Source organism: Paraburkholderia sp. PGU19, from assembly GCF_013426915.1.
Taxonomy (GTDB): Bacteria; Pseudomonadota; Gammaproteobacteria; order Burkholderiales; family Burkholderiaceae; genus Paraburkholderia.
The window spans coordinates 2,512,762-2,533,890 of sequence record NZ_AP023179.1 but is presented as its reverse complement, the minus strand read 5'-3'; the positions used below and the strand labels follow the sequence as shown (position 1 = coordinate 2,533,890).

Here is a 21,129-nt window from a genome sequence, read left to right as displayed (position 1 = left end):
CCAGACCGCCCGCGCAAAGCGGAACCCACCTCAGCGTCGCAGACATAAAAAAACCATGTCACCATACCCGCACGGAAGTGCAAAAACCCCAAACCCAACACCATGCCCGCCCCGACCCCGACGAGCTACTCGACAAACTCCAGCGAGAAGAAGAAAAACGCCAACGCGGCAAGCTGAAGATCTTTTTCGGCGCATCAGCCGGCGTCGGCAAGACCTATGCAATGTTGCAAGCAGCACGTCGCCGAAAAGAAGAAAACATCGACGTAGTCGTAGGAATAGCGGAAACCCACGGCCGCAACGAAACAGCAGCGCTGCTCAAAGACCTCGACGTGCTGCCGCTCGCGCGCATCGAATACCGTGGCCGCCTGCTAGCCGAATTCGACCTCGACGCCGCGCTCGAACGCAAACCCCAACTGATCCTCGTAGACGAGCTAGCCCACTCGAACGTACAAGGCGCCCGCCACGCCAAACGCTGGCAAGACGTCTACGAACTGCTCGACGCCGGCATCGATGTCTACACGACCGTCAACGTCCAGCACCTCGAAAGCCTCAACGACGTAGTCGGCCAGATCACCGGCATCCGCGTATGGGAGACAGTCCCCGACCGCGTCTTCGACCGCGCCGACGAAGTGACGCTCGTCGACCTGCCCGCCGAAGAACTGCTCGACCGCCTGCGCGACGGCAAGGTCTACATGCCGCAACAGGCCGAGCGCGCCGTGCGCAACTTCTTCCGTAAGGGCAATCTGATCGCGTTGCGCGAACTGGCGCTGCGCCGCACGGCTGACCGCGTCGATGCGCAAATGCGCGAGTACCGCGCCGACCGCTCGATCCAGCGCATCTGGCAGGCGCGCGAACGGCTCCTCGTGTGCGTCGGGCCCGGCCCCGAGGCGCCGCTGCTGGTGCGCGCCGCCGCGCGTCTCGCGGCGAGCCTGAAGGCGGACTGGATCGCCGTCTACGTCGAAACGCCCAAGCTGCAACGGCTCTCCGACGCACGCCGCGAACGCACGCTCGACGCGCTCAAGCTCGCCACCGAACTCGGCGCGGAAACGGCGACGCTCGCGGGCGCCGACGCCGTCTCGACCTTGATCGGCTACGCGCGCGTGCGCAACGTGTCGAAGCTGATAGCAGGCGGCTCGTCCGCCACGGGCCTCGCGCGCTGGTTGCGCCGCCCGTTCGGCGAGCGCCTCGCGGAACGCGCAAGCGACCTCGATCTCACGCTGATCCGCGCAAGCAACGACGAAGCAGGAACGACTCGCGATCGCCGCGCCGACGAAGAAGGGCGCGCGTGGCGCGACGCGCTGATCGCCGCGCGCGACCGCCGTTCGCCGCCGCGCAATTACGCGTGGGCCGTCGCGATCTGCGCGGGCGTGACGCTGATCGCGAGCCAGCTGATCGACCGCATCGATCTCACGAACCTCGTGATGCTGTATCTGCTCGGCGTGATCTTCACGGCCGTGAAGTTGGGACGCGGCCCGGGCGTGATGCTGTCGTTCCTGTCTGTCGCCGCGTTCGACTTTTTCTTCGTGCCGCCGCGCATGTCGTTGTCGGTGTCGGACACGCAATATCTGCTGACCTTTCTCGGCATGCTACTGACGTCGCTCGTGATCGGCCATCTGACGTCGAGCCTGCGACACGAGGCGAGCGTCGCGCGCAGGCGCGAGCAGCGCACGGGCGCCATGTACGCGATGGCGCGCGAACTGGCGGCGGCGCTGACGACTGAGCAGATCGTCGGCATCGGCAGCCGTCATGTGAGCGAGGTGTTCCGCGCGCGTGTCGCGGTGCTGTTGCCCGATAGCGCGGATCAGGTGAAGCAGAAGGTCGATGATCCCGACGAGACCATCATGCTCGACGCGACCTCGCTCGACGTCGATGTCGGTCAGTGGGTGTACGACCAGCAGAAGCCCGCGGGCCACGGCACCGATACGTTGCCCGCCGCGAAGGCGCTCTATTTGCCGCTGCGGGCGCCGATGCGTACGCGCGGCGTGCTGGCCGTCGCGATGCAGGACGAGCGCGAACTCGACGTGCCCGAGCAGCAACGCATGCTCGACGCGTTCGCCGCGCAAATCGCGCTCGCGCTGGAGCGCGTGCACTACGTCGATATCGCGCGCGATGCGCTCGTGAACATGGAGTCCGAGCGGCTGCGCAACTCGCTGCTGTCGGCGATTTCGCACGATCTGCGCACGCCGCTCACGGCGATCGTCGGCTTTTCTTCGATGCTCGCCGGTCAGCCGCGCGACGCCAGCAACGCGGCGCAAGGCGAACTCGTCGATGCGATCCACGAAGAAGCGCTGCGCATGACGGGCATCGTCACGAATCTGCTCGACATGGCGCGCCTGCAGGCGGGCAGTCTGAAGCTGAACCGGCAATGGTCGCTGCTCGAAGAGACGGTCGGCTCGGCGCTGCGCGACTGCCGGCGCACGCTCGCGCGTCATCCTGTGCAGGTATCGCTGCCCGCCGATCTGCCGTTGCTGCAACTCGATGCCGTGCTGCTTGAACGACTCTTCGCGAACCTGTTCGAGAACGCGGCGAAGTACGTGCCGCCCGACACGCCGTTGACAATCGGCGCGCAGCGCATCGACGAGAACGGCAAGCCCTTCGTGCGCGTGACCGTCGACGACACAGGGCCGGGCTTGCCGCCCGGCATGGAAGCGCGCATCTTCGAGAAGTTCACGCGCGGCGAAAAGGAATCGGCGAAGCCGGGCATCGGCCTCGGCCTTGCGATCTGCCGCGCGATCGCCGAGGCGCATGGCGGTAGAATCGGCGCGGCCAACCGCGTCGCCGCCGACGGCCGCATCGAAGGCGCGCGCTTCTGGTTCACGCTGCCCATCGAAACGCCGCCGCCCGTGCCCGACGTCCTCGACGAGGACACTGCGCAAGAGCAGGACACCGATCCGCCTCATCGACAACAAGCCGACACGCATCCGAATACCCACTCATGAGTGACCTGAGCATCACTGTCGTACTGATCGAAGACGAACAGCAGATTCGCCGCTTCGTGCGGGCATCGCTGGAAAGCGAGGGCATGGTCGTGTACGACGCGCCCACGGGCAAGCAGGGGCTGATCGAAGCCGCGACGCGAAAGCCCGACCTCGTGATCGTCGACCTCGGCCTGCCCGACACCGACGGCCTCGACGTGATCCGCGAACTGCGCGGCTGGAGCGAGCTGCCCGTGATCGTGCTGTCGGCGCGCACGCAGGAGAGCGAAAAGGTGGCCGCGCTCGACGCGGGCGCCGACGACTATCTGACCAAGCCGTTCGGTGTGTCCGAACTGCTCGCGCGGATTCGGGCGCATCTGCGCCGGCGCAACCAGGGCGGTGCCAACGAGACGCCGCAGGTGCACTTCGGCGGCGTGACCGTCGATCTGGCGCTGCGCCAGGTGTCGCGCGACGGCGAGCCTGTCCATCTGACGCCGCTCGAATACCGGCTGCTCGCGACGCTCGTGCGCCACGCGGGCCGCGTGCTCACACACCGGCAACTGCTGCGCGACGTGTGGGGGCCGTCGCATGTGGAAAGCCATCACTATCTGCGCATCTACATGGCGCATCTGCGGCAGAAGTTGGAGCGCGATCCGGCGCAGCCCGAGCATATCGTCACGGAGACGGGCGTCGGCTACCGGCTGGTCGGCGTCGCCTGACCCACCGCGACAGGGCGCGGCATGGCGTCGCGTTATATCGGATCAGGTATGAGAGGGCGGTAGTAGTCCGTCCATTTTGATATAATGACACACGGCAAGGACGACCTTGCTGCATCCGCTTTCAACGGGGACGGCCCCATCTTCATTGGGAGTTCGTCTCATGTCCTGGATTCTTCTGTTTGTCGCCGGTTTGCTGGAAGTCGCGTGGGCGGCCGGTCTCAAGACCTCCGAAGGCTTTACCCGCTTCTGGCCGTCCGTCTTCACGATTGTGACGGCGCTCGGCAGCTTCGTGCTGCTTGCCATGGCGATGCGCCAGTTGCCGCTCGGCACGGCCTACGCCGTCTGGACGGGCATCGGCGCGGTCGGCGCGTTCATTTTCGGCATCGTGATGATGGGCGAGGCGGTGACGGCGGCGCGCGTCGGCAGCGCGGTGCTGATCGTCTTCGGACTGATCGGATTGAAGCTCTCGTCCGGGCACTGACTGGACGTCCGCTGGCTCGTCAAAGCGCGCCATTCGTCTGGAAATTGCCGCAATCACGCTACAAACCGCCGCGCAGCCGTGCGGTCGGCGGATTGACGTGGCTATAATGAGACAGAAATCACCCTGAAATTGCTCCGCGCGGCCTTGATGCGCGGGTCCGGCGGCTTCGGCGGGCGGGAGCCACTGGCGCTTCCCACCGTTTCATGGCACAGCCGCCGGAACTGACGGCACGCGATGCGCGCCTCGGAGGCGGCCATGCTTGAACCTCTTTCGCTTGCAGCGGGCCTCTCCTGGGGCAGCGGCTTGCGCCTTTATCTGACCGTCCTGATCGCGGGCGTGTTCGGGCGCGCCGGTTTCATCCATCTTCCCGATACGCTATCCGTGCTGCAGTCGCCGTGGGTGATCGGCGCAGCGGCCATCCTGACGCTCGCCGAATTCCTCGCTGACAAGATTCCCGCGTTCGATTCGCTGTGGGACGCCGTTCACACGTTCATCCGCATTCCGGCGGGCGCCATGCTAGCCGTCGGCGCGCTCGGTCACGCCGATCCGGCGCTGATGACGGTTGCGGCGCTGGCAGGCGGCACGCTCGCCGGCGCATCGCATCTGACGAAGGCCGGCACGCGGGCGCTGATCAATCTGTCGCCGGAGCCGGTATCCAATGTTGTCACGTCGACGGCGGAGGACGGGCTCGTGTTCGGCGGGCTGCTGCTCGCGCTGTTCGTCCCCGTGCTGTTTCTCGTGCTGCTGGTCGGCTTCCTCGTGCTCGCGAGCTGGGTGCTGCCGCGTCTGTGGCGCGGCGTGCAGGGCGGCTTTCGCGGCATGGCGACGCATATGGTGTCGCGATTCGCGCGGAGCCGTCACGATTGAGCGAAGCCGAACGCGTCACCACCGAGGCTCCGCCCGAGCTTCCGCCTGAATCCCCGCGTGACCGCCATCAGCGGCGCGCCCCCTCGCACCGGCTGTCGCTGGGCCATCTGCTGCATCAGTCGCTGCGCATGACGGCGCGCGACTGGCGCGCGGGCGAACTGACGATGCTGCTGCTCGCACTCGTGCTGGCCGTCGCGGCGCTGTCCAGCGTCGGCTTTCTGGCCGACCGTCTGCATCAGGGTCTAGAGCGCGATGCGCGGCGCATGATTGCCGCCGATTTCATCGTCCGCTCCGACCATCCCGTCGATCCGCAATTCGCCGACAAAGCCAAAGCGCTCGGCCTCGACACGGCGACGACGGCTATTTTCCCCAGCATGGTCAACTCGACGGCATCGACGTCTGGGTCACAGCCGGTCTCGCGGCTGGCGGCGGTGAAAGCGGTGTCGGCGGGTTATCCGTTGCGCGGCGAGTTGAAAATCGCGCTCACGGAAGGCGCGCCCGACCGCGAAGTGCGCGGTATCCCGCCGCCCGGCGAGGTGTGGGTCGATCAGCAGATGCTGGACGCGCTGAAGGCGCGCATCGGCGACAAGGTGAAAGTGGGCGGGCGCGATTTCACGATCGGCGCCTTGATCACGCGCGAACTGGATCGCGGCTTCGCGTTCGTCAATTTCTCGCCGCGCCTGATGATGCGCGCAGACGATCTCGCGTCGACGGGACTGACGGGCTACGGCAGCCGCGTCACTTACAGGCTGCTGGTGGCGGGCGGCGACGAGCCGGTTGCGTCGTTTGCGAAGTGGGCGCATGAGCGCGTCGACAACGGCAAGATGCGCGGCTACGCGCTGGAGTCGCTGCAGGACGGTCAGCCGCAGGTGCGCCAGACGCTCGACCGCGCGAGCCACTTCCTGACGCTCGTGTCGCTTCTGACGGCGCTGCTGGCCGCCGTCGCGATCGCGATGGCCGCGCATCGCTACATGCGGCGGCATCTGGATAGCTGCGCGGCGATGCGCTGCCTCGGCGCAAGCCAGCGAACCTTGCGCGCGCTGTTCCTGTTCGAATTCGCGGGACTCGGTCTGGTCGGCGGCGCGGCGGGCGTGATGCTCGGTTTCGGCGGGCATCTCGCGCTCTTCTGGTGGCTTGGCAGCCTGATCGACGTGTCGTTGCCTTATCCGACTGTCTGGCCCGCGCTCGAAGGGATCGCCGCCGGTCTCGTGCTGCTGGTCGGTTTCGCGCTGCCGCCGCTGTTGCCGTTGACGCATGTGCCGCCCGTGCGCGTGCTGCGTCGAGAGTGGGGCGAGGAAGGGCGCACCGCGTGGGCCGCGTACGCGCTCGGCATCGTGCTGTTCGCGGGCTGCTGATTCTCGCCGCGGGCGAAGTGAAGATCGGCGGGATCGTCGCGGGCGGCTTCGCCGGCGGACTGCTGCTGTTCGCGCTGGTCGCGCGTCTGGCGCTGTGGGGCGCGTCGCGTGTCGTGCGCAGTGAGCGCTTTCATATCGGCATTGGCTGGCGCTACGCGCTGGCGTCGCTGGAGCGGCGCGCGAATTCGAGCGCGCTGCAAATCACCGCGCTTGCGATCGGCCTGATGTGCCTGCTGCTGATCGCGATGACGCGCAACGATCTGATTGAAGGCTGGCAGCGTTCGACGCCGCCCGACGCGCCGAACGAATTCATCATCGACATCCAGCCCGACCAGCGCGATCTCGTCACGAACTATCTGTCGGCGCACGGTTTTCCCGGCGTCGAGCTTGCGCCGATGGTGCGTGGCCGCCTGATCGCGATCAACAGCAAACCCGTCAATCCCGACGACTTCAAGAGCGAAGATGCGCGACGGCTGGTGGATCGCGAGTTCAACCTGTCGTACACGACGCAGTTGCCGGACGACAACCGGATCGTGTCGGGCGACTGGTACGGCAACGCGACGACACCGCAGATTTCTATCGAGCAGGGCCTCGCGAAGATTCTCAGCGTGAAGGTCGGCGACACGCTGCGCTTCGACGTGACGGGCCTGCAGGTCGACGCGCCCGTGACGAGCGTGCGCAAGCTCGACTGGAGCTCGTTCAAGGTCAACTTCTTTGTCGTGATGCCGCCTGCCGCGCTGAAGGACTATCCGGCGACGTTCATCACGAGCTTCCATGTGCCGCCTGGGCGGCGCGCGGTGATCGACGGGCTGATCGGTCAATATCCGAACCTCACCGCGATCGATACCGCGCCGATTCTTACCCAGGTGCAGCGCGTGATCGGCCAGGTGATCGGCGCCGTGCAGTTCCTGTTCGGCTTCACGCTGTTCGCGGGCGTGCTGGTGCTGTACGCCGCGCTCGCGGGCACGCGCGACGAGCGTATGCGAGAATCCGCGCTGCTGCGCGCGCTCGGCGCGTCGCACGCGCAGGTGCGCGCGGTGCAGGTCGCGGAGTTCGTCGTGGTTGGTGCGTTGTCGGGGCTCATGGCGGCGATCGGCTCGCAGCTGATCGGCTTCGTGCTCGCGTCGCGCGTGTTCGACTTTTCGATCAACTTCAACCCGTGGCTCCTGCCCGCGGGCATTGCGGCGGGCGTCGTCTGCTCGGCCGTTGGCGGGTGGCTCAGCCTGCGTCACGTGCTGATGCGGCCCGCGCTGCAATCGCTGCGCGATGCGTGAAGCGTGAAGCAGCGTCCGCCGTCCTGAAATTTCTTTGACTGTGTAGTTGCCCGTATGACTGATCCGATTGACGAAGCACCGTCGCAGCCGACGGCCTTCGAACTGGTAGGCGGCGAAGCGCGCGTGCGCGAAATCGTCGACCGTTTCTACGACCTGATGGACCTCGAAGCCGACTTCGCCGGTATCCGCAAGCTGCATCCGCCGACGCTCGACGGCTCGCGCGACAAGCTGTTCTGGTTCCTGTGCGGCTGGCTCGGCGGCCCCGATCACTACATCAGCCGCTTTGGCCATCCGCGTCTGCGTGCGCGGCATCTGCCGTTCCAGATCGCGTCGGTGGAGCGCGACCAGTGGCTGCGCTGCATGGCGTGGGCGATGGAAGACGTCGGCCTGCCCGAGCCATTGCGTGAACGCCTGCTGCATTCGTTCTTCGATACGGCCGACTGGATGCGCAATCATCCGGGCTGACGCGCTGGCCGACAGCGCGCCTAAGTGTTGCGCGTCGTAAAAGCGTCGTGCCAGAGTAACCGGTACAGTTCGGTCGGGAGCGCTTCAATCTGAACGCGGCGGGCGTTGGCGGCATCGGCATAATGTCCGCTGGCACGACCAAAGCACAAAGGAGACTCCCCATGACGACGCGCGCGCTGTTTCGCGACGACGCCTATCTGATCCACTGCGACGCGACCATCACCGCGCTCGACGAGCAGGGCATCCATCTCGATCAAACCGTGTTTTATCCCCTCGGCGGCGGCCAGGCGGGCGACGCGGGCGCGTTGACGCTCGCCGACGGCACGCGTATCGAGATCGCCGATACCCGCAAGGCGAAGTTCGAAGGCGCGACGCCCGACGACGCCGTCCACGTTCCCGTGCCCGGCCAGGAAGCGCTGCTCGCGCAGCTTGCCGTTGGCCAGAAGGTGACAGCGCAGATCGACTGGACGCGCCGCTACCGGCACATGCGCCTGCACACGGCGAGCCACCTGATGTGCGCGGTGCTGCCGTATCCCGTCGATGGCTGCAGCATCACGTCCGACTACGCGCGCCTCGATTTCGCGACCGTCGAGCCGATTGAACGCGAACTCGTCGAAACGCGGCTCGCGGAACTGGTGGGCGGCGCGCATGCCGTCGCGACGCAATGGATCACCGACGATGAAATGGCGGCGCGCCCCGAACTGGTCCGCACGATGAGCGTAAAGCCGCCGATGGGCCTCGGGCGGGTGCGGCTGCTGCGCATCGAAGGCGTCGATCTGCAGCCGTGCGGCGGCACGCATGTGCACAACACGGAAGAGATCGGCGCGCTGCGCGTCGCGAAGCTGGAAAAGAAAAGCGCGCGTACGCGGCGGCTCGTGCTGGAGTTCGCATGAGCGTGCGTTTCGACGCGGCGGCGTATTCGCCGGAAGCGGACTACGAGGCACTCGATCCGATGGCGCGCGACGTGCTCGTTTGCTGGTTCGGCACGCCGGGTTCGGATGAATATGGCAAGGACCAGAAGCGCTGGTTCAAACGCAGCGACGCGTTCGACACGATGCTGCGCGAGCGATTCGGTGCGTCGATCGAAGCGGCGCTCGCGCACGAACTCGATGCATGGCTCAGGACGCCGCTTGGCTCGCTGGCGCTGGTGATCGTGCTCGACCAGTTCACGCGCAATTGTCATCGGCGAACGGCGCGCATGTACGACGGCGACGCACAGGCGATGAACATCACGCGTCGCATGATCGAAGAGGGCAGCGACGTGTTGCTGCCGACCGTTTATCACCGCGCGTTCGCGTACATTCCGTTCGAGCACGATGAGACGGTGGAAGGCCAGCGTGAAGGCGTGCGTCTTTACACGCTGCTCGAAGCGCAAGGGCTGGACTCTTCGTATGCGCGTTCCGCTCTACAGCATGCGCGGATCGTCGAACGCTTCGGGCGCTTTCCGCATCGCAATGCGCTGCTCGGGCGTCCGTCGAGCGATGAAGAGATTGCGTTTTTGCGTGAGCCGGGGTCGTCGTTTTAGTTTTGCTCAGCGGCCCGCGCTGACATCGAGCAGCGCGCCGTTCACATACGATGACGCATCGCTCAACAACCAGACGATCGCTTCGGCGACCTCGTCGGCCGTGCCCGGACGGCCGAGCGGCGTCTGCATGCCGAGCACCGCGGCGCGGTCGGGACGGCCGCCGCTCGCGTGGATATCGGTGTCGATCAGTCCGGGGCGCACTGCGTTCACGCGGATGCCCTGCGGGCCGAGTTCTTTCGCGAGGCCGATCGTCATCGTGTCGACCGCGCCCTTCGAGCCGGCGTAATCGACGTATTCGTTCGGCGAGCCAAGCCGCGACGCCGCTGACGACACGTTGACGATCACGCCGCCATGTCCGCCACGATCCTTCGACATGCGTCGCGCCGCCTCTCGCGCGCACAGATACGCGCCGTACACGTTGACGTCGAACATGCGCTTCAGGCGCGTGGCGTCCATCTCGGCGAGCGGCATCGAAGGCGCGACGATGCCCGCGTTGTTGACTAGCGCGTCGAGGCGGCCAAACGCATGCTCTACTGCATCGAACATCGCGATGACTTGCGCTTCGTCGGCGACGTCGCCCGCGATCAGGCGAGCATGGCCGCCTGCGCGTCCGACTTCGGCGGCTGTCTGTTTGGCGGCGGCTTCATTGGTCGCGTAGTTCACGCCGACCGACCAGCCGTGCGTGCCGAGCATGTGTGCCGTTGCGCGGCCGATGCCGCGGCTCGCGCCCGTGATCAGAACCACTTTCGTCATGCTTGCCTCTCGCTATGCAGCAGGAAAGCGCTCAACGCGCGTCACACGCGCTCGCGGTTGTCCGCCCACTTGTCGCTTATGGGCGGCTGGTAGCGTTGCAGCTTCTGGATCAGCGCGGCGGGATCGCTGTCGACCTGCAGGATGTCGAAGTACGTCTGGCGCATGAAGCCTTCCTGCACGGTGTGTTCGAGCATCGCGATCAACGGATCGTAGAAGCCGTCGATATTCAACACGGCCACGGCCTTCTGATGATAGCCAAGCTGCGCCCACGTGTAGACCTCGAACAGCTCTTCGAGCGTGCCTGCGCCGCCTGGCATCGCGACGAACGCGTCGGAGAGATCGGCCATCATCTTCTTGCGTTGATGCATGTCGGGCACGACGTGCAGTTCCGACAGGCCGTTGTGGCCGACTTCCTTGTTGACCAGCAGTTCGGGGATCACGCCGATCGCGCGGCCGCCCGCGGCCATCACTTCGTCGGCGATCACGCCCATCAGGCCGACCTTGCCGCCACCGTAGACGAGCGACAGGTTCGCCGCGACGAGCGCGCGTCCGAATGCTTTCGCGGCCTCGCGGTATAGCGGTTTGGCTCCGTTGGAGGAGCCGCAATAGACACAGACTGCCTTCATCGTTACCTGTCCTTCGATTCGTTGCGAGGTTCGCGCGGCGGCAGATAGTCGTAGAACTCGCGCTGCGGATGTTTGCCCGACACCAGATCGTCGAACAGTTCGCGCGAGCGTCCGCGCAGATACGGCGCCATCAGCGACACGATCTGCACGCTGACCTGATGCAGCTCGGCCTGGATCGCTTCCTGTTCGTTGTACTTGCGCGGATTCATGACGAACTGATATGACAGCCAGTAGGTCGCGATCACGCCGATATTGGTCGCGATGACCTTGAGCTCGTCGGGCGTCGCGACCATTTCGTTGTCGGCCACGAGCTGCTCGCAGAACTGGCTGGCGAAGCGCACCTTGTGGCTGATGATCTGCTTGAAGTGTGTTTCGAGCGTGCGGTTGCGTGCGAGCAGATCGTTCAGGTCACGATACAGGAAGCGGTAGCGCCACGTGAAATCGACCATGTACTGCAGATACGACCACATTTCGTCGATGGTTGCGCGATGGTCGTCCGGGAAACGCAGACGCTTTTCGATCTCCTGCTCGAACTGGCTGAAGATGCTGTTGATGATGTCGTCTTTGTTGCGGAAGTGGTAGTACAGGTTGCCTGGACTGATTTCCATTTCCTCGGCGATCGTCGTCGTCGTGACGTTCGGCTCGCCGATATCGTTGAAGAGCTTCAACGATAGTTCGAGAATCCGTTCGCGCGTGCGGCGGGGAGGTTTGGCTTCCATATCGTCCTTGGCGGGCTTGCTGCGCTGCCCGGGCTGGGTTTTGGGGTTTGTGCAGGCTGTCTTTACGATTATAAACCGACCGTTCGATGGGATTTGGTTCTGTCTGCGACGCTGGTTTGGGGTTGGGGTTTTTGCTGCGCGGGCGGGGTTGGTGGGGCTTTAGGCGGTTGTGCGGGCGTCCGCGTTTTGTTTTTGTGGTTCATGCGTTGCCGTTTGGTGTTTTGGCCTTTGCGCTGGCATCCGCGTTTTGCCGTCATGCTTCAGGCGGCGCCGTGTGGTGTTCTGGCATTTGCGCTGGCATCCGCGCTGTGCCTTCGTGCTTCAAGCGTCGCCCCTGTGCGGGGCGGCACCTACTTTTCTTTGCCGCCGCAAAGAAAAGTAGGCGAAAGAAAGCGGCTAACACCGCCAATCCTTGTGTTTGCCTGAGGGCCCCCAAAGGTTCTTACGCTTCACACGGCAATCACATGACTCATGTTCGTTGCCAACGCTCTTGCGGTGCGCCTCACCCGCTTCACGCGCCCGCGTCGCCCCACGCCGTGCCAGATATTCCACGGCCGCCCAGGTGGCAAACTGTGTGTAGGCCGTAGTACTCCACACGCCTCACTTCGGAACGATAGCGCACGGGCCCCACCCTGTAAGAGCGCCAAGTTATACGACGCGACAACCTACACACAGTTTGCCACCTGGGCGGCACATACCAGTCGCTGCCGCTAGCTCGTGTGCGGGTGTTTGAAGCGGGTGAGGCGGTCATTCGAAGCGTTGGCAACGCACGCGAACAGATACGCCGCCGTGTGAAGCGTAAGACCGGTTGGGGGCCCTCAGACAAACACAAAAACTGGCGGTGTTAGCCGCTTTCTTTTGCCTACTTTTCTTTGCGGCGGCAAAGAAAAGTAGGTGCCGCCCCGCACAGGGGCAACGCGTGAAGCAAGCTAACAAAACGCGGATGCCAGCGAAAACACAAGCAAACCAAACCGCCCGCGCATCGAAGCCTCAGCCGCGGACGCCAGCGAAAACCAAACCACCCCAGCCCAGCGTCGCAGACACAGCAAAACGAAAAACCACCCCTACTGCATAGCCCGAACCCACCCACTCACCCAATGCACAACAAGCGGCCCAACGAGCAAACCCCACGTCATCACGCAGATAAAAAGCGCAACCATCACGGCAGCACTGCCGAGATCCTTCGCACGCCGGGACAATTCATGCCGCTCAAGCGAAATCCGATCAATAGCCGCCTCGACGCTCGAGTTGAGCAACTCGACAATCAGCACAAGAAACACAGATCCCAGCAACAGCACACGAGACACCGGCTCAACAGGCACCAATACGCCGCAAGGCAAAAGAATCGCCGCCAACGTCAGCTCCTGCCGAAACGCGCTCTCCTCACGAATCGCGACCCGAAACCCGGCAAACGAATTCTTCATCGCATGCCACGCGCGGGTGATCCCGCGATTGCCCTTGTATGGATTGAAGGGCAGCGGCGCGAGCGGATCATCGGGACCCAATGGCTCGAGCGATTCCGGCGCATCGGCTTTCGCGCCATTCAGCGCGTCTTCGCGGGCTCGCGCGGCATCGCGCGTAGTAGATGACATGGCAGAAACAGGAGCAGATCTGGACTCTCCAGCATAACGCGCCCGCGGCGCGCCGTCCTCGTGCATATCATGCACATCATCGAACGGTTCGCCATACGGCTCCGCGTTCGACACTGCCGTCTTCGCGTCGCGCAGCGATTCCTGCGGAGCGCGCAATGCGTTCGATTGTCTCGTTTGCATGGGCGTGGCGAGAAGTGATGGCGCTTGCGCGTCGGGCGGATCAGGCGGCGGCGCTTTCCTCGCGATAAGCGGAACGCGACAACGGCTTCAGATGCGCTGCAAACTGCTCGGACGCGGCCGTCCACGAAAAACGTTCGGCCCACGCGCGCGCATCGTTGCGATCGATCTTCAGCGCCTGCAGGCACGCTTCGCGCAAGTCTTCGTGCATCGCGCCCGCGCCGCCATCGCCGAGCACATCGATCGGACCCGTTACAGGATACGCCGCAACAGGCGTGCCGCACGCAAGCGCTTCGAGCAGCACGAGACCGAACGTGTCGGTCCTGCTCGGGAATACGAACACGTCAGCGGCAGCGTAGACCTTCGCGAGTTCGGCCTGCGTCAGAACGCCGAGATAGTTGGCGGCCGGATAGCGCGACTTCAGTTCGGCAAGCGCCGGGCCTTCACCGCAGACCCACTTCGAGCCGGGCAGATCGAGCTTCAGGAACGCTTCGACATTCTTCTCGACGGCCACGCGTCCGACGTACAGAAAAATCGGCCGCGCGGTGTTCAGCACCTTCGACTCCATCTGCCGGAAGATGTCGAGATCGACGCCGCGCGTCCACAGCACGACGTTCGTGAAGCCGAACTTTTCGAGGTCGGTCTTGACGACCGGCGTCGGCGCCATCACGGCAAGCGATGCCTTGTGAAACCAGTGCAGGAAACGGTACGTCCACGAGACGGGAACGCCGAAGCGCGCCTCGACGTATTCGGGAAAGCGCGTGTGATAGGCCGTCGTGAACGGCAGCTTGTGCTCGATCGCATACTTGCGCGCGGCCAGCCCGAGCGGGCCTTCCGTCGCGATGTGCAGCGCGTCCGGCTGGAATTCGTCGATGCGCTTGCGCAAGTGGCGCCGCGGCATCAGCGACAGGCGAATCTCCGGGTACGTCGGGCACGGAATCGTCTTGAACTCGAGCGGCGTCAGCAGATCGACCTTGTGGCCGATCGCCGTCAACTCGCGCGTCGTGTTCTTCAGCGTGCGAACCACGCCATTGACCTGCGGTTCCCACGCATCGGTGACGATCATGATCTTCATGCGATTGGCCCTCTCGTAGTGGTAATGGTGTGCGGTCACGCTGTGGCGCGGGCTTTCGTCGTGTTCGCTTCGGGCGAGCGCATCACGGTCCAGTAGATGACCTTCAACTCGCCTTCGTAGGTCTCGACGAGCGCCGACAGGCTTTCTACCCAGTCGCCGTCGTTGCAATACAGCACGCCGTCGATCTCGCGGATCTCAGCCTTGTGAATGTGCCCGCACACGACGCCGTCGCAGCCGCGGCGGCGCGCTTCATCCGTCATCACGTTCTCGAACGCCGAGATGAAGTTCACCGCGTTCTTCACCTGATGCTTCAGGTACTGCGATAGCGACCAGTACTGGAAACCGAGCTTGATGCGGATGCGGTTGAACCAGCGGTTCAGCACGAGAATCATCGTGTAGAGCGTGTCGCCGAGATACGCGAGCCACTTCGCGTGCTGGATCACGCCGTCGAACAGATCGCCGTGCACGATCCACAGGCGCTTGCCCTGCAGCGTCGTGTGGAACGCCTCGCCGCGCACGTGGATGTCGCCGAATGCGAGATCGCAGAACTGGCGCGCGCCTTCGTCGTGATTGCCGGGGATGTACACGACCTGCGTGCCCTTGCGCGCCTTGCGCAGGATCTTCTGCACGACGTCGTTGTGCGCCTGTGGCCAGTACCAGCCTTTCTTCAGTTGCCAGCCGTCGATGATGTCGCCGACGAGGTACAGGTACTCTGACTCGTTGTGCCGCAGGAAGTCGAGCAGATAGTTCGCCTGGCAGCCGCCGGAACCGAGGTGAATGTCGGAGAGCCAGATGGTGCGATAGCGGTGCGAATTCTCGTGACCGTCGTCGTGATCGCTTTCGGAAGGTGTTGGCGTCACCGGTAGATGCGGAAGCGGCGGCAGGCCAACTGAGGGGGTGCGGGGGCCGAAAGCGACGGGATCGACGCTCGGGCCATTCTGGCGGAAGAGGGAAGTCGCGGACGTGTTGTTGTCCATGGCTCACGCGTCGAGTTGCAGTACCCGCATTGCGCCATTGCTGCATGACGGAGCCGTGACATTCACGAGAAGTTCTTATTACGCGTTGGCGATTGTCGGCGCGATGCAACGGTGCGATTGATGGGTTCGTGGTCGTGACGCCCGCGGCGATGGTTGGTGTGATGGGTGGCGCGTGGGCGCCGACGGGCTGGATACGGTCGTCTATTCGATTTATCGCGGCAGCGATGCCATTGCCGATAGCGGGACTTTGTGCGCGTTGCCGTTTGGCGTTTTGGTGTTTTGGTGTTTGCGCTAGCATCCGCGCTATGGTGTTTGCTGTTCAAGCGTCGCCCCTGTGCGGGGCGGCACCTACTCTTCTTTGCCGCCGCAAAGAAAAGTAGGCAAAAGAAAGCGGCTCACACCGCCAGTTCTAGTGTGTGCCTGAGGGCCCCCACAGGGTCTTACGCTTCACATGGCAACGGCTCTGCTGGCGCGTGTTGCCAACGCTTTGAATAAACGCCTCACCCGCTTCGAATGCATTTGCACGGGCAAGCGGCAGCGACTGGTATGTGCAGCCCAGGTGGCAAACTGTGTGTAGGTTGTCGCGTCGTATAGCGTGGCGCTCTTACAGGGTGGAACGCGTGCGCTATCGGTCCGGAGTGGTGCGTTTATGGTGCGAACGCCTACACACAGTTTGCCACCTGGGCGGCGGTTGAATATCTGGCACGGCATGCTGCAACGCGGATGCATGAAGCGGGTGATGAGCACCGCAAGAGCGCTGGCAACGAACGTGGGTCACGTGATTGCCGTGTGAAGCGTAAGACCCTTTGAGGGCCCTCAGGCAAACACAAGAATTAGCGGTGTTAGCCGCTTTCTTTTGCCTACTTTTCTTTGCGGCGGCAAAGAAAAGTAGGTGCCGCCCCGCACAGGGGCGACGCGTGAACAGCAAACACCATAGCGCGGATGCCAGCGCAAACGCCAAAACAACCGAACCGGATGCCAGCACAAACCCAAGCACACCAAACGGCGGCCCAGCAAACACCACATAACCAGCAAAAAACCGCCGCAGGCAAAAAATCTCACCGCGATATCGAAACGACTTTAGTCCCCGCCATCCGATCATGCAGAAACTGCCGGCTCACACCGACCCGCCCGACGGCCGCATACAAAACGAACCACACGCCAGCAACAATCAGCGTCTGCGGCACCTTAAGTCCAAAAAGCGGATGCACCGCCAACGGCGGCAAAAACCACAACCACGCAAACACATACCGCACCACCGCGCGCAGCACGGAAAGCCGCCCGCCATCCCTGGCGGCCACCACCCGTAATCGCCAGGTCTTCATCGGCAGCGTCTGGCCGCCGTGTGTCCAGAACCAGACGAAATACACCCCGACCACCAGCCCCACCCAGGCCGCAAGCCAGTTGTGATGAGTCAGCCCATTGCGCTGCTGCGTAAGCGTGCTGAACAGATACCCCGCGAGGAACACCACGCCAAACAGCAACACACCTTCGTACATCAGCGCGGCAAGCCTCCGACGCACAGTCGGCATCGACGGTTCGACAGATTCGGGCGGGAGCGGCACGGCTGCGGAGTCGACGGAAGTGGACACTGGCTAGGCCTCGGTTGCCGTTGATGAGCCCGCGACGCAGGCTCGCAGAGGGATTATGAGCCGTTGAAGATGGACGGCGCGTCGGACGGCGAGACGGGTGTCGGCGTCGCCGGCACGAAGCTGCCAGTGGCGGGAATGGCGGGCGCGCCGGGCGAGGGCGCCGCGACTCCGGCGGAGGCGCCTGCCGTCGCCGGCGGCACAGGCACGCTCGCGAGCTTGTCCTTGCCATTCACGAGCCGGTTGATGTCCTTGATCTCGGACTTGCCCGAAGGCGGCGCGCTGACGACCGTCGGCCGGCGCTTGCGCTCGCTGGCGGCGAGCTTTTGCTTCTGCTCTTCAGGCAACTGCTGGTACGCCTTCCATGCGTTCTGACGCGCCTCACGCGGTAGTTCTTTCGAAACCTGATAATTTTCTCGCGCGACGCGCCGCTGCTCGGGCGTCATGCGCACCCACTCCGCCATGCGCTCGTGCAGAATTTTTTGCGCTTCCGGCGTCATCTTCGGATAACGCGACGCAATTTTCAGCCATTTGCGCTTGCGCTCCTCGCTGAAGGCGTCCCATTGCACTGCGAACGGCGCGAGCGCGACGTGTTCGGCGTTGGTGAGCTTCGACCACGCGAGCGGACTGGTCGAGATGGGCAAGCCCGGCAGGTCGACTGTCAACGCCGGGGCGGCCGCCTTCGCGGGCGCCCCGCTGGAGGGCGCCGCGACAGGCGTGGGTGTCGGGTAGAAGCGCGGATAGGTGGCGGCGAATGACACCAGGGCTGCAATCACGCATCCAGACACAACGGCAAGGCCGCGCTTGTAACTCACCCGTCAACTCTCCCCGGTCAGTGGTTACGCGTCAGGTACGCGTTGAACCCGTGATCGAGATAGGCATTGAGCGGCAGGTCGTCGCTCAGCATGGCGGCATCGATATCGGCGAGCTCGGCCGTGCGCTGATGGTCTTCCCACCACGCGATACCCGCGAGTCCGATGACCAGCGCGAGCACCGGCCAGGCGAGCGCGAGTTTGCGCAGGCGCGGCAGACGGCGCGACGGTTCCGGCATGTGGGCAAGCGTCCCCGCGCCGACGAACACGGGCGCGAAAGCGGGCGCATGCACCGCTTCGGGCTTCTTGCGAGCGAGTGCGGCACGGCGCGCGGCGGCGAGCCGGTCGGTCGTGGCAGGCGGAATGCGGGCAGCGTTTTCGTCGAGCGCACGCCGAAGCTGCAGCGCAAACTCGAGTTCTTTTGTTTCGGGAGCGGAGCTCATAGCGTGATTCCTTTGGCCCTGAGCGCGTGCGCCAGCGTGTGCGTGGCTCGCGAGCAGTGCGTTTTCACACTGCCTTCCGAGCAGCCCATGGCGGCGGCAGTCTCAGCGACATCCATATCTTCCCAGTAACGCATCAGAAACGCCTCCCGTTGACGAGCCGGCAACTTTTGGATTTCGTCGTCGATCAACTGCAGGACCTGTTCGCGTTCGAGCCGCTGCTCGCTGCTTTCCACACCCGTCGAGCCGTCCTGGCTTTCGAATGTCTCCAGCGGGTCGAAGTCTTCGTCATCGGCGTTGCCCAGCGACGAGAACAGGGTCACCCAGGTATTGCGTACTTTCTGCCGACGGAAATAGTCGTGCATCGCATTCTGGAGAATACGCTGAAACAAAAGCGGTAGCTCAGCGGGAGGGCGGTCGCCGTATTTTTCGGCGAGCTTGATCATCGCGTCCTGCACGATGTCGAGCGACGCGTCGTCGTCCCTCACGGCGTAGACCGTCTGCTTGAACGCGCGCCTTTCGACGCCCGCCAGAAAATCGGCGAGTTCCTTGTCTGATGCCATCCGTTGGGGGTCGGCGCAGCGAGTGTGCGCGGAATCGGTCGAAAAATGTCGTAAAACTCGCGGATGCTAACAAACTTTCACCCTGACCGGGGAAAAACGCGGCAGGCTTTTGCCTCGCATCGGCCTTGAGCCGCGAAATATGCCGTTTCCGTCAAGGTGACCGCAAGGCGCGCGTAACGCATCTGTAAAACGGTCAGAAGTGGACGACGAAACCGGGTTTGCCGTCAATCATGGAAATATTTGCTTGACCATCGGACTTATCGTAGATATCGTCTACGGTTCGCAACATAAGTGACTTGTCTCATTTGAGGTTGGCCCAAGAAGCCTTCCTGTCAAACTGGACGCGCCGCTTGAACCCGAGCCACAAGCCCGGCAGAGAGCACCCGATCAATTTTTTGCCGAAAATTCGAAAGGTGAACGATGAATATGCCCAGCGCGGAATTCTCCACGTCGGATACCACTCCACATCACGAAGCTGACTCTATCGGCGCCACCGTGCTCATGAAGGCACTGGCCGACGAAGACGTCGAATTCGTCTGGGGCTATCCCGGCGGCTCGGTACTCTACATCTACGACGAGCTTTACAAGCAGGACAAATTCCAGCACGTCCTCGTGCGCCACGAGCAGGCCGCGGTTCACGCCGCCGACGCCTACGCGCGCTCGACCGGCAAGGTCGGCGTCTGTCTCGTGACCTCCGGCCCCGGCGTCACCAACGCGGTGACGGGCATCGCGACGGCCTATATGGACTCGATCCCGATGGTGGTCATCAGCGGCCAGGTGCCGACTGCTGCGATCGGTCAGGACGCGTTCCAGGAGTGCGATACCGTCGGCATCACGCGTCCGTGCGTGAAGCACAACTTCCTCGTGAAGGACGTGCGCGATCTCGCCGCCACGGTCAAGAAAGCTTTCTATATCGCCCGAACCGGTCGTCCCGGCCCGGTGCTGATCGACATTCCGAAAGACGTGTCGAAGGCGCCTTGCCAGTACGAACCGCTCAAAAGCGTGTCGCTGCGCTCGTACAACCCCGTCACGAAAGGCCACTCGGGCCAGATCCGCAAGGCCGTGGCGCTGCTGTTGTCGGCGAAGCGTCCGTATATCTACACGGGCGGCGGCATTATCCTCGCGGATGCGTCGCGTGAACTGAACCAGTTTGCCGATCTGCTCGGCTATCCCATCACCAACACGCTGATGGGGCTGGGCGGCTACCGCGCGAGCGACAAGAAATTCCTCGGCATGCTCGGCATGCACGGCACGTACGAAGCCAACATGGCGATGCAGCACTGCGACGTGCTGATCGCCATCGGCGCGCGTTTCGACGACCGTGTGATCGGCGATCCGGCGCACTTCTCGTCGCGTCCGCGCAAGATCATTCACATCGACATCGACCCTTCGTCGATTTCGAAGCGCGTGAAGGTCGACATTCCGATCGTCGGCGACGTGAAGGAAGTGCTGAAGGAACTGATCGAGCAACTGCAAACGGCCGAACATGGCCCGGACACTGCGGCGCTCGCCGACTGGTGGAAGGACATCGAAGCCTGGCGCTCGAAAGACTGCCTCAAGTTCGACCGCAAGAGCGAGATCATCAAGCCGCAGTACGTGGTGGAAAAGGCGTGGGAACTGACGGACGGCAATGCCTTCGTGTGTTCCGACGTCGGCCAGCACCAGATGTGGGCGGCGCAGTTCTATCGCTTCAACAAGCCGCGCCGCTGGATCAACTCCGGCGGTCTCGGCACGATGGGCTTCGGCCTGCCGGCAGCGATGGGCGTCAAGATGGCGCACCCGGATGACGACGTGCTCTGTATCACGGGCGAAGGCTCGATCCAGATGTGCATCCAGGAACTGTCGACCTGCAAGCAGTACGACACGCCCGTCAAGATCATTTCGCTCAACAACCGCTATCTGGGCATGGTGCGCCAGTGGCAGCAGATCGAATACAGCAAGCGCTATTCGCATTCGTACATGGATGCGCTGCCCGACTTCGTGAAGCTCGCCGAAGCGTACGGCCACGTCGGCATGCGGATCGAAAAGACCGCTGACGTGGAACCGGCGCTGAAGGAAGCACTGCGCCTGAAAGATCGCACGGTGTTTCTCGACTTCCAGACCGATCCGACCGAAAACGTCTGGCCGATGGTCCAGGCCGGCAAGGGCATCACCGAGATGCTCCTCGGATCGGAAGATCTATAACGAGCGCTTTCCTGCGCCGGC

At 63.7% G+C, this 21,129-nt stretch carries 18 protein-coding genes and 1 pseudogene; 9 read left to right on the top strand and 10 right to left on the bottom strand.

Features of this window, described 5'->3' with window-relative positions; translation table 11 throughout:
- Nucleotides 1–77 precede the first annotated feature (77 nt).
- The 8 genes and pseudogenes from H1204_RS11570 (at nucleotide 78) to H1204_RS11535 (ending at nucleotide 9,601) form a co-directional block, all read left to right on the top strand.
- Nucleotides 78–2,939, top strand: a complete 2,862-nt coding sequence (locus H1204_RS11570) for a DUF4118 domain-containing protein (protein WP_180728411.1) — start codon at nucleotides 78–80, stop codon at nucleotides 2,937–2,939.
- Complete coding sequence (gene kdpE / locus H1204_RS11565; protein ID WP_180728410.1) at nucleotides 2,936–3,634, top strand: two-component system response regulator KdpE; 699 nt, start codon at nucleotides 2,936–2,938, stop codon at nucleotides 3,632–3,634. Before H1204_RS11570 ends, kdpE begins: the two co-directional genes overlap by 4 nt.
- A 160-nt stretch (nucleotides 3,635–3,794) precedes the next feature.
- Nucleotides 3,795–4,115, top strand: coding sequence for a quaternary ammonium compound efflux SMR transporter SugE (sugE, locus tag H1204_RS11560; RefSeq protein WP_180728409.1), 321 nt, complete (start codon nucleotides 3,795–3,797; stop codon nucleotides 4,113–4,115).
- A gap of 255 nt (nucleotides 4,116–4,370) precedes the next feature.
- Nucleotides 4,371–4,982 (top strand): DUF4126 domain-containing protein, encoded by a 612-nt coding sequence (locus H1204_RS11555; RefSeq protein WP_180728408.1) that lies wholly within the window; start codon nucleotides 4,371–4,373, stop codon nucleotides 4,980–4,982.
- 128 nt (nucleotides 4,983–5,110) lie between these two features.
- Nucleotides 5,111–7,611: pseudogene (locus H1204_RS11550) on the top strand (FtsX-like permease family protein).
- A gap of 54 nt (nucleotides 7,612–7,665) precedes the next feature.
- Nucleotides 7,666–8,076, top strand: a complete 411-nt coding sequence (locus H1204_RS11545; RefSeq protein ID WP_036003758.1) for a group II truncated hemoglobin — start codon at nucleotides 7,666–7,668, stop codon at nucleotides 8,074–8,076.
- 161 nt (nucleotides 8,077–8,237) lie between these two features.
- Nucleotides 8,238–8,969, top strand: coding sequence for an alanyl-tRNA editing protein (locus H1204_RS11540; RefSeq protein ID WP_180728407.1), 732 nt, complete (start codon nucleotides 8,238–8,240; stop codon nucleotides 8,967–8,969).
- On the top strand, nucleotides 8,966–9,601 hold the full coding sequence (locus H1204_RS11535) for a DUF924 family protein (protein ID WP_180728406.1): 636 nt from the start codon (nucleotides 8,966–8,968) through the stop codon (nucleotides 9,599–9,601). The genes H1204_RS11540 and H1204_RS11535 overlap by 4 nt, the downstream gene beginning before the upstream one ends.
- Before the next feature lie 6 nt (nucleotides 9,602–9,607).
- Here the strand turns inward: H1204_RS11535 and H1204_RS11530 are convergent, their stop codons facing one another.
- From H1204_RS11530 to H1204_RS11485, 10 genes are all read right to left on the bottom strand, one after another.
- The gene (locus tag H1204_RS11530; protein ID WP_180728405.1) at nucleotides 9,608–10,354 is read right to left on the bottom strand and encodes an SDR family oxidoreductase; all 747 of its coding nucleotides are present in this window, start codon (nucleotides 10,352–10,354) and stop codon (nucleotides 9,608–9,610) included.
- Nucleotides 10,355–10,395: 41 nt separating this feature from the next.
- The gene (locus H1204_RS11525) at nucleotides 10,396–10,980 is read right to left on the bottom strand and encodes a TIGR00730 family Rossman fold protein (RefSeq protein ID WP_180728404.1); all 585 of its coding nucleotides are present in this window, start codon (nucleotides 10,978–10,980) and stop codon (nucleotides 10,396–10,398) included.
- A 2-nt stretch (nucleotides 10,981–10,982) separates the two neighbouring features.
- Complete coding sequence (locus H1204_RS11520) at nucleotides 10,983–11,699, bottom strand: TetR/AcrR family transcriptional regulator (protein WP_180728403.1); 717 nt, start codon at nucleotides 11,697–11,699, stop codon at nucleotides 10,983–10,985.
- 1,064 nt (nucleotides 11,700–12,763) lie between these two features.
- Nucleotides 12,764–13,471 (bottom strand): diacylglycerol kinase, encoded by a 708-nt coding sequence (locus H1204_RS11515; RefSeq protein WP_180728402.1) that lies wholly within the window; start codon nucleotides 13,469–13,471, stop codon nucleotides 12,764–12,766.
- A gap of 40 nt (nucleotides 13,472–13,511) precedes the next feature.
- A complete protein-coding gene (locus H1204_RS11510; RefSeq protein WP_180728401.1) occupies nucleotides 13,512–14,543 on the bottom strand; it encodes a glycosyltransferase family 1 protein in 1,032 nt (343 codons plus the stop codon).
- Between the two features lie 35 nt (nucleotides 14,544–14,578).
- Entirely contained in the window at nucleotides 14,579–15,520 is a 942-nt protein-coding gene (locus H1204_RS11505) for a UDP-2,3-diacylglucosamine diphosphatase (RefSeq protein ID WP_042316807.1), read from the bottom strand.
- A gap of 1,058 nt (nucleotides 15,521–16,578) precedes the next feature.
- The gene (locus tag H1204_RS11500; protein ID WP_180730937.1) at nucleotides 16,579–17,052 is read right to left on the bottom strand and encodes an RDD family protein; all 474 of its coding nucleotides are present in this window, start codon (nucleotides 17,050–17,052) and stop codon (nucleotides 16,579–16,581) included.
- Between the two features lie 113 nt (nucleotides 17,053–17,165).
- Entirely contained in the window at nucleotides 17,166–17,924 is a 759-nt protein-coding gene (locus H1204_RS11495; RefSeq protein WP_180728400.1) for a DUF3106 domain-containing protein, read from the bottom strand.
- A 17-nt stretch (nucleotides 17,925–17,941) separates the two neighbouring features.
- A complete protein-coding gene (locus tag H1204_RS11490; protein WP_180728399.1) occupies nucleotides 17,942–18,364 on the bottom strand; it encodes a DUF3619 family protein in 423 nt (140 codons plus the stop codon).
- The gene (locus H1204_RS11485) at nucleotides 18,361–18,924 is read right to left on the bottom strand and encodes an RNA polymerase sigma factor (protein ID WP_180728398.1); all 564 of its coding nucleotides are present in this window, start codon (nucleotides 18,922–18,924) and stop codon (nucleotides 18,361–18,363) included. Before H1204_RS11485 ends, H1204_RS11490 begins: the two co-directional genes overlap by 4 nt.
- Nucleotides 18,925–19,344: 420 nt before the next feature.
- On the opposite strand from H1204_RS11485, the gene H1204_RS11480 reads away from it, so the two are divergent.
- A complete protein-coding gene (locus H1204_RS11480; protein ID WP_042316827.1) occupies nucleotides 19,345–21,108 on the top strand; it encodes an acetolactate synthase 3 catalytic subunit in 1,764 nt (587 codons plus the stop codon).
- The last annotated feature ends 21 nt before the right edge of the window (nucleotides 21,109–21,129 follow it).

What these genes read in the sequence shown, in the direction of transcription:
- H1204_RS11540 (WP_180728407.1), top strand. Translation starts at nt 8,238, where the DNA reads ATGACGACGCGCGCGCTGTTTCGCGACGACGCCTATCTGATCCACTGC.
- H1204_RS11545 (WP_036003758.1), top strand. Translation starts at nt 7,666, where the DNA reads ATGACTGATCCGATTGACGAAGCACCGTCGCAGCCGACGGCCTTCGAA.
- sugE (WP_180728409.1), top strand. Translation starts at nt 3,795, where the DNA reads ATGTCCTGGATTCTTCTGTTTGTCGCCGGTTTGCTGGAAGTCGCGTGG.
- H1204_RS11530 (WP_180728405.1), bottom strand. Translation starts at nt 10,354, where the DNA reads ATGACGAAAGTGGTTCTGATCACGGGCGCGAGCCGCGGCATCGGCCGC.
- H1204_RS11525 (WP_180728404.1), bottom strand. Translation starts at nt 10,980, where the DNA reads ATGAAGGCAGTCTGTGTCTATTGCGGCTCCTCCAACGGAGCCAAACCG.
- H1204_RS11490 (WP_180728399.1), bottom strand. Translation starts at nt 18,364, where the DNA reads ATGAGCTCCGCTCCCGAAACAAAAGAACTCGAGTTTGCGCTGCAGCTT.
- H1204_RS11485 (WP_180728398.1), bottom strand. Translation starts at nt 18,924, where the DNA reads ATGGCATCAGACAAGGAACTCGCCGATTTTCTGGCGGGCGTCGAAAGG.
- kdpE (WP_180728410.1), top strand. Translation starts at nt 2,936, where the DNA reads ATGAGTGACCTGAGCATCACTGTCGTACTGATCGAAGACGAACAGCAG.
- H1204_RS11555 (WP_180728408.1), top strand. Translation starts at nt 4,371, where the DNA reads ATGCTTGAACCTCTTTCGCTTGCAGCGGGCCTCTCCTGGGGCAGCGGC.
- H1204_RS11500 (WP_180730937.1), bottom strand. Translation starts at nt 17,052, where the DNA reads ATGCCGACTGTGCGTCGGAGGCTTGCCGCGCTGATGTACGAAGGTGTG.
- H1204_RS11520 (WP_180728403.1), bottom strand. Translation starts at nt 11,699, where the DNA reads ATGGAAGCCAAACCTCCCCGCCGCACGCGCGAACGGATTCTCGAACTA.
- H1204_RS11510 (WP_180728401.1), bottom strand. Translation starts at nt 14,543, where the DNA reads ATGAAGATCATGATCGTCACCGATGCGTGGGAACCGCAGGTCAATGGC.
- H1204_RS11480 (WP_042316827.1), top strand. Translation starts at nt 19,345, where the DNA reads ATGAATATGCCCAGCGCGGAATTCTCCACGTCGGATACCACTCCACAT.
- H1204_RS11515 (WP_180728402.1), bottom strand. Translation starts at nt 13,471, where the DNA reads ATGCAAACGAGACAATCGAACGCATTGCGCGCTCCGCAGGAATCGCTG.
- H1204_RS11535 (WP_180728406.1), top strand. Translation starts at nt 8,966, where the DNA reads ATGAGCGTGCGTTTCGACGCGGCGGCGTATTCGCCGGAAGCGGACTAC.
- H1204_RS11505 (WP_042316807.1), bottom strand. Translation starts at nt 15,520, where the DNA reads ATGGACAACAACACGTCCGCGACTTCCCTCTTCCGCCAGAATGGCCCG.